This is a genomic window from Stenotrophomonas sp. 2YAF22 (assembly GCF_052114665.1).
GTDB classification, from domain to species: Bacteria; Pseudomonadota; Gammaproteobacteria; order Xanthomonadales; family Xanthomonadaceae; genus Stenotrophomonas; species Stenotrophomonas indicatrix.
The window spans coordinates 1-7425 of record NZ_JBFRFE010000162.1; the positions used below are offsets into that span (position 1 = coordinate 1).

Here is a 7425-nt window from a genome sequence, read left to right on the forward strand (position 1 = left end):
GCTGTCGCACTTTTCCCCTGACTGCCCATGAAGCGCCTGCTGCTGCTTTTGCTGGCGTGCGCCGGCCTGTGGCTGGCTGCATGCTCTTCCTCGATGACGGCCTCGTCCACCTCGCTCAGCGACCGCCTGATCGCGCCCGGTGGCGTTTCGACCCTGCTTGATCAACCGCGTATCGCCGCAGCTGTGGCCGCGCTGCCGAACCGGCATGGCTTTGCCCCGGGCCGTGATGGCGTGCCGATCTTCTGGCGTGCTTTCGATCCGGGCGACTACGGTGCGCGCTACCACTACCTGCCGCAGCAGCACCAGAACGGCCTGCCGCTGGATACCGGGTTGAGCCTGTCCGTACCGCAGCCGTTCCGCGCGCAGGCGCCGCGCGGCACCGTAGTGCTGCTGCACGGCTGGATGATGAACGGTGATTCGATGCTGCCATGGTCGCTGCAGCTGGCCGAGTCGGGCTACCGCGTGATCACCCTGGACCTGCGCAACCATGGCCAGTCCGGCGCCGGTCCCTCCGGCTACGGCACCTACGAGTCGGACGATGTTGTGGATGTCATCGCCGAACTGCGCGCGCGCGGCGAAGTGACCGGCCCGCTGTACCTGTTCGGTGTTTCCTACGGCGCTGCCACCGCATTGTTCACCGCCGACAAGCTGGGCGACCAGGTCGCCGGCGTGGTGGCGATGGAATCGTTCGCCAATGCAGGGGTTGCGATCCGCACCATGATTCCGCATCTGATGGCCCTGCAGCCGGAAGGACTGAAGGCACAGGCCATCGCTTCGTATGCACGCTGGCGCTACGGCAGCCAGGACATCAACCAGGTGGTGGCCGCCGCCAGCCGCCGCATCGACGTGGATCTGGACAAGGTGGATGTTGCCCGCGCGCTGGCCGATACCCGCGCCTGCGTGCTGCTGCTGCACGGGCAGGGCGACCAGCACATTCCGGTCAGCCAAGGCCGCGCGTTGGCGCAGGCCAATCCGCGTGCGCACTACATCGAGATGCGCGGCGAAGATCACATCACCCTGCCGCTGCGGCTGGACCTGCTGGCCGGGGTGGTCGATGACTGGATGGCGCGCGACGAGCACCATCCGAAAGCCGCGTGTCCGGCACCGCAGTTGCCGGCCCAGGCCGAATGGCTGGTGCATGGCGTCGACATACCCGCAAAAACCCCAGCACGCGGCTGAGCTTCAGGGCAGGCGGCGGGCCAGCGAACGTGCAGATGCCGCTACACCCAGCAGCATCGCTGCCACGCACAGGAAGGCAAAGMCCAGGCTGGTGGCATGGGCGAGCGCGCCGATCGCTGCGGGGCCTGCAAGAATGCCGGCATAGCCCAGCGTGGTGACTGCGGTGATCGCAATGCTCTCCGGCATCGCGCGCTGCTGGCCCGCCATCGAGAACAGGGCGGGCACGATGTTGGCGCAGCCCAGGCCCACCAGCACGTAGCCGACCAGCGCCATGGCGAAGGAGGGCACCAGCGTGGCCAGCGCGAAACCGGCCGCAGCGGTGGTGCCGCCAATGACGATGGTACGGGTGCGGCCAAGGCGCTCGACGATGCCATCGCCGAACAGGCGCATCGCCGTCATCGCCAGCGTGAACACGGCAAAACCGGCACCGGCCTGGTCGCGTGGCACGTGGCGTATTTCGGCCAGGAACACCGCGCTCCAGTCCAGCATCGAACCCTCGGCCAGGAACACCACGAAGGCGAGCACGCTGATGAACAGCACCACGCCGTGCGGCAGGGCCAGCATCGGGCCGTCATGCAGAATGCGCTGCGGGCGCCAGTGCGGTGCCGACAACAGGGCCACCAGCAGCATCGCCGCCACGGCAACCAATGACGCCAGCCACAGGGGCGTGCCGAGAACCAGCAGCCCGGTCATGCAGCCGGCGCCGATGAAGCCGCCGATGCTGTAGAACGCGTGGAAGCCGGACATCATCGGCCGCCCTGCATCGCGCTCGACGGCCACCGCTTGCATGTTCATCGTGCAGTCCATCGCCCCCACACCCGCGCCGAACACGAACAGCGTTGCTCCCAGTGCCAGCGGCGTGGGGGCGAGCGTCAGCAGTGGCAGGGCGAGCAGGATCAAGGCCGTGGTCGCAATCATCAAGCGGCGCGAGCCCAGGCGCGCGGTCAACGCACCGGCCAGTGGCATCGCCAGCAGCGAGCCGAGGCCAAGGCACAGCAGCAGCCCGCCCAGGCTGGCGTCGGACAACCCAGCCTTGGCCTTGGCGAAGGGCACCATCGGTGCCCAGGCAGCGGTGGCAAAGCCGGGAATGAAGAACGCAGCGCGGGTCGCGTGCTGCTGGGCGCGGGGAGAAGAGGGCGTCATGCGCGAGGAAGGCTCCAGAAGATCCTCTTCATGAAAACGTTTTCAGAAGCCATCGGCAAGTGCCATGGATGACATCGGGCGACGCATACGAATGCAGTGGTCCGGATGCGTCACCGTTGATTAACGTCGCCAGCGCAAAGTAGCCCGACGGTCGGCATTCCGCCCGGCCGCCGCCGGAGATCAGCGCATGAGCACCACACCGACCATCCTCCTCGTCCATGGGTTCTGGGGCGGGGCCGCACACTGGGGCAAGGTCATCCTGGAGCTGCACCGCAAGGGCCACGACCAGGTGAAGGCGGTCGAACTGCCGCTGACCTCGCTGGTCAACGACGCCGAGCGGACGCGCAGGATGATCCGCCAGATCGATGGCCCGGTCGTACTGGTCGGGCACTCCTACGGAGGCGCGGTGATCACCGAAGCCGGCAACTAACCGAATGTGCAGGCGCTGGTCTACATCGCCGCATTTGCGCCGGACAGTGGTGAGAGCCCCGGTGGCATCACCCAGCAGCACCTGCCCGAAGCAGCACCGAACCTCGCTCCGGACAGCGATGGCTATCTGTGGCTGCGTGCCGACAAGTTCCATGAGAGCTTCTGCCAAGACCTCAGCGCCGACGAAGGCTGGGTGATGGCCGTGACCCAGAAGGCGCCGCTGGCCAGCACCTTCGGTGATGCGATCAGCGATCCGGCGTGGAAGCACAAGCCGAGCTGGTACCAGCTTTCCAGCCAGGACCGGATGATCGCGCCACAGAACCAGAAGGCCATGGCCGAACGCATGCAGCCAAAGCGCCTGCTGCAGCTGGAGGCAAGCCATGCCTCGCTGGCCTCGCATCCGGCCGAAGTGGCAGCGCTGATCCTGGAGGCCGTGGCTGCCGTCGACGGCTGACTATCGCCAGGCAGCAGTCCCTGGTCAGGCACTGGCGCCACCCCACGACAGCGGGGGCGCAGGAGAGTAAACTCCTGCGCCGGCCGCCCTTGGCCGCATTCCCCCCTTCCCCTCGAGCCGCCGCCAGAGGATCCCACCCCTTCGTGGAGGTCCCGTCGTGTCGTCTGTGCCTGTTCGTTTTTCCGTGCTGTCCCTGCGTCGCCGCCCATTGGCGAGGGCCCTTGCCAATGGTCTTCTGCTGACCACAGTGGCCACTGCCGGCGCCGCCTCGGCGCAATCGGCGCCGGCTGAAGAAGAGGGCAAGACGCCCTCGCAGACGCTGCAGACCGTACAGGTCACCGCCAACCAGCTGGGCACCATCACCGAAGGCAGCGGTGCCTACACGCCGGGCACCATCGCGACCGCCACCCGCCTGGTACTGACCCCGCGGCAGACCCCGCAGACCATCAGCGTGATCACCCGCGCGCAGATGGACGACTTCGGTCTGGATGGCATCGATGACGTGATGCGGGTGACCCCGGGCATCAGCATCGTCACGTACGACAGTGAGCGCACCGAGTACTACGCACGTGGTTTTGCCGTGCAGAACTTCCAGTACGACGGCATTCCGATGTCACGCGACTCGGCGTACTCGGCCGGCAATACGCTCAGCGATACCGCGATCTACGACCGCATCGAAGTGCTCAAGGGCGCCACCGGCCTGCTGACCGGCATGGGCGACCCCGGCGCGACCATCAACCTGGTGCGCAAGAAGCCGGGCAAGGAATTTGCTGGCAGTGCGACGCTGGGCGTCGGCCGCTGGGACGACTACCGTGCCGAAGTCGATGTCGGCGGCCCGCTGACTGCCGATGGCCGCGTTCGTGGGCGCGCAGTAGGTGCCTGGCAGGACAAGCATTCCAATCTGGATTTCTACCAGCGCACCAGCAAGGTCGGCTATGCCGTGCTGGAAGCCGATCTGGGCGAACGCACGCTGCTGACAGTCGGTGGCGACGTGCTGGAGAGCGATCCCAAGGGCTCGACCTGGGGCGGTATTCCGCTGCTGGACAGCCAGGGCAATTTCAACGACATGCCGCGCTCGTTCAACAACGGCACCCACTGGAGCGGTTGGCGCCAATACGTGCGCACCGGCTTTGCCACGCTGGAACATACCTTCGACAACGACTGGGTAGCCAAGCTGCAGCTCAACCATCAGGTCAACGGCTACGATGCGGCACTGGCCGGTGCGGCCGGTGGCAATCCCGATCCGGTCACCGGCGAAGGCGTCTCGTTGTGGCTGGGCAAGTACGTCGGCAAGACGGTCAGCAACGCGGCCGACTTCTATCTGAGCGGCAATTTCGGCCTGTTCGGTCGCCAGCATGAACTGGTGGTCGGCGGCAGTGCCTCGCGCAAGCGCTGGACCAACACCGGCTATTCGCCGCAGCCCGGGTACCCGACCGCCGTTGCCGACTACAACAGCTGGAAGGGCGACATCCCGGAGCCGGAATGGCAGCGCGGTTATGGCAACAATGAGGTGACCCGCGAGAACGGCCTGTACGTGGTCGGTCGCTTCGACGTGGCCGACCCGTTGAAGGTGATCGTCGGCAGCCGCCTGGCCAGCTACCGTTCGCCGCAGACGCGCGAGACCGGCGTGTTCGTGCCTTATGCCGGCGTGGTCTACGACCTTGGCCAGCACTATTCGGTCTACGCCAGCTACAGCACCATCTTCAAGCCGCACAGCGAACGCGACGAACAGGGCAAGGCACTGGATCCGCTGGAAGGCCGCAGCTATGAAATGGGCCTGAAGGCGGAGTTCCTCGACGGCCGCTTCAATGCCAGCGCGGCACTGTTCCAGCTCGACCAGGACAATTTCGCCCAGCCTACAGGCGGCAAAACGCCCAACGGAGAAGACGCCTATCGCGCACTGATGGGCGTACGCACCAAGGGCTACGAACTGGAGATGTCCGGGCAGTTGGCCGAGGGCTGGCAGGTGCAGGGTGGCTTTGCGCACAAGATCGCCCGCCAGGCCGGCAGCAAGGTGACCACGCTGGAGCCGGAAAACCAGTTCAGCCTGCACACCAGCTACCGCCTGCGCGGCGACTGGCAGGGCCTGACCGTCGGTGGCGGTGCGCGCTGGCAGGACTCCACGTTCGGCGACATCACCAACCCGGCCAGTGGCACGTCGGYGGTTCATCGCACCCAGCCGTACTGGCTGCTGGATGCCATGGCCCGGTACCAGTTCAACGATCGCCTGTCGGCCACGGTCAACGTCAACAACCTGCTGGACAAGCGCTATTACACGATCTTCAGCTGGTACAGCACCTACACCTGGGGCGAGCCGCGCAACGTGCGGCTGGCAGTGACGTACAAGTTCTGATCGCGTTGCAACAGGACATGCCCGCGATGCCAKMTGGCATCGCGGGCATGCTGGTTACAGCTTCAGGTCGAACACCAGCACTTCGGCGTCGTTGCCGTTTTCCAGGGTCAGTTGTGCCTCGTCGCTGACCTGCAGTGCGTCACCCGCTTCCAGGGTGATGCCGTTGACCTGCAGCTGGCCACGCGCCACCTGCACATACGCGCCGCGGCCGGCAGCCAGGGCGTGGTGCAGCTTCTGCTCGCCATCGAGGATGGTGGCGAAGATGCGCGCATCCTGATGGATGTGCAGCGAACCATCGGCGCCATCCGGCGAGGCGATCAGGCGCAGCTGGCCGCGCTTGCTCTCCGGCGTGAAGTGGGTCTCCTCATACGACGGCGTGATGTTCTCGGCCTCCGGGAAGATCCAGATCTGCAGGAAATGCACCGGATCGCTGGCCGAATGATTGAACTCGCTGTGGCTGACGCCGCTGCCTGCGCTCATGCGCTGCACGTCGCCGTAGCGCAGCACCGAACCGGTGCCCATCGAGTCCTTGTGTTCCAGCGCGCCGCCCAGCACGTAGGAGACGATCTCCATGTTGCTGTGGCTGTGGGTGCCGAAACCCTGGCCGCCGATCACCTTGTCTTCGTTGATGACCCGCAGCGGGCCGAAGCTCACATAGCGGGGGTCGTAGTAGCTGGCGAACGAGAAGGTATGGCGCGAGGACAGCCAGCCATGCTCGGCCAGGCCACGGGTAGCGCTCTTGCGGATCTGCAGCATGATGGAATCTCCTTGTTCGATGGTTTCGATGGGGCGGGGTGGGCGGGTAGCCGCTGTGTTTCCCCGTTGAAGAGAAGTATCCGCTTGCACCTTGGGTTTGAAAAACGGATAGTTTTGACAGCCATCATCGAAAATTTCGAATGCTCAAGCTCAGCCTCGATGCCCTGCAGATCCTGGACGCGATCGACCGCCGAGGCTCCTTTGCCGGCGCCGGCAAGGCCCTGCACAAGGTGCCTTCGACCATTTCCTACACCGTGGCCAAGCTGGAAGAGGATCTGGGGGTGCAGCTGTTCGACCGGATCGGCCCGCGGGCGGAGCCGACCGAGGCCGGGCGCGCGCTGCTGGAGGAGGGCAGGCACCTGCTGCGTGCGGCCCGGGAGCTTGAGCTGCGGGTGCGGCGGGTGGCCTCGGGCTGGGAGGCGGAATTGACCCTGGCGGTGGATTCGGTGTTCCCGACCTGGCTGTTGGGGCCGGATATCGCCGCGTTCCGCGAGGTGGCGGCGCCCACCCGGCTGCGCCTGTTTGGCGAAGCACTGTCCGGTACCTGGGAAGCGCTGCTGGACCGGCGCGCCGACCTGTTGGTCGCGGCTCCCGGTGAGGGTCCCAGTGGCGGGGGCTACGTGGTCGAGCCGCTGGGCAGCGTTGATTTTGTGTTTGCGTTGGCACCCGGGCATCCGCTGGCGTCCGTACCGGGTGTGCTGGGCCGCGAGCAGTTGGCGCCGTACTGCGCGATCGCCGTGTCCGACTCGGCGCGGCGGCTGCTGCCACGAACGGTGGGGCTGTTGATGGGCCAGGAGACGTTGACCGTGCCGGACATGGCCAGCAAGTTGAAGCTGCAGTGCCAGGGGCTGGGATTCGGCTTCCTGCCCGAGCCCTGCGCGCGCGCGGCGGTGGCGCGCGGCCAGCTGGTGATCCGCGAGGTCGAGGAGCACAAGCCGGAAGAGACCTTCTGGTTGGCTTGGCGCACCGGCGAAGATGGCGCGGCCCTGCGCTGGTGGCGCGAGCGCCTGCGGCGGCCGGAGCTGCTGGCGCAATGGTGGCAGGCGATGGCAGAGGGATAGGGTTCGGCAGGGCTGCGCCCTGCACCCGCCGAATCGACGGCAACGGCAAC

At 66.4% G+C, this 7425-nt stretch carries 5 protein-coding genes and 1 pseudogene; 4 read left to right on the forward strand and 2 right to left on the reverse strand.

Annotated elements, in window-relative coordinates:
- The first annotated feature begins 27 nt into the window (after positions 1 to 27).
- The gene (locus AB4Y84_RS08605; RefSeq protein ID WP_394198270.1) at positions 28 to 1179 is read left to right on the forward strand and encodes an alpha/beta fold hydrolase; all 1152 of its coding nucleotides are present in this window, start codon (positions 28 to 30) and stop codon (positions 1177 to 1179) included.
- Between the two features lie 3 nt (positions 1180 to 1182).
- On the opposite strand, the gene AB4Y84_RS08610 is transcribed toward AB4Y84_RS08605, so the two are convergent.
- Positions 1183 to 2322 (reverse strand): MFS transporter, encoded by a 1140-nt coding sequence (locus AB4Y84_RS08610; protein WP_442249997.1) that lies wholly within the window; start codon positions 2320 to 2322, stop codon positions 1183 to 1185.
- A gap of 187 nt (positions 2323 to 2509) precedes the next feature.
- Between AB4Y84_RS08610 and AB4Y84_RS08615 the strand changes: the two are divergent.
- Together AB4Y84_RS08615 and AB4Y84_RS08620 are read left to right on the forward strand one after the other, a co-directional pair.
- A pseudogene (locus AB4Y84_RS08615) lies at positions 2510 to 3205 on the forward strand (alpha/beta hydrolase).
- A gap of 157 nt (positions 3206 to 3362) precedes the next feature.
- Positions 3363 to 5558: a TonB-dependent siderophore receptor gene (locus AB4Y84_RS08620; RefSeq protein WP_442249998.1), complete on the forward strand. Its 2196-nt coding sequence runs from the start codon at positions 3363 to 3365 to the stop codon at positions 5556 to 5558.
- Positions 5559 to 5612: 54 nt separating this feature from the next.
- On the opposite strand, the gene AB4Y84_RS08625 is transcribed toward AB4Y84_RS08620, so the two are convergent.
- The gene (locus AB4Y84_RS08625; protein WP_080149175.1) at positions 5613 to 6314 is read right to left on the reverse strand and encodes a pirin family protein; all 702 of its coding nucleotides are present in this window, start codon (positions 6312 to 6314) and stop codon (positions 5613 to 5615) included.
- 140 nt (positions 6315 to 6454) lie between these two features.
- Between AB4Y84_RS08625 and AB4Y84_RS08630 the strand changes: the two genes are divergently transcribed.
- Positions 6455 to 7375, forward strand: a complete 921-nt coding sequence (locus AB4Y84_RS08630) for a LysR family transcriptional regulator (RefSeq protein ID WP_442244588.1) — start codon at positions 6455 to 6457, stop codon at positions 7373 to 7375.
- The last annotated feature ends 50 nt before the right edge of the window (positions 7376 to 7425 follow it).

Excerpts from the sequence above, each read along its gene's own strand:
- AB4Y84_RS08625 (WP_080149175.1), bottom strand. The coding sequence starts at position 6,314 with ATGCTGCAGATCCGCAAGAGCGCTACCCGTGGCCTGGCCGAGCATGGC.
- AB4Y84_RS08630 (WP_442244588.1), top strand. The coding sequence starts at position 6,455 with ATGCTCAAGCTCAGCCTCGATGCCCTGCAGATCCTGGACGCGATCGAC.
- AB4Y84_RS08605 (WP_394198270.1), top strand. The coding sequence starts at position 28 with ATGAAGCGCCTGCTGCTGCTTTTGCTGGCGTGCGCCGGCCTGTGGCTG.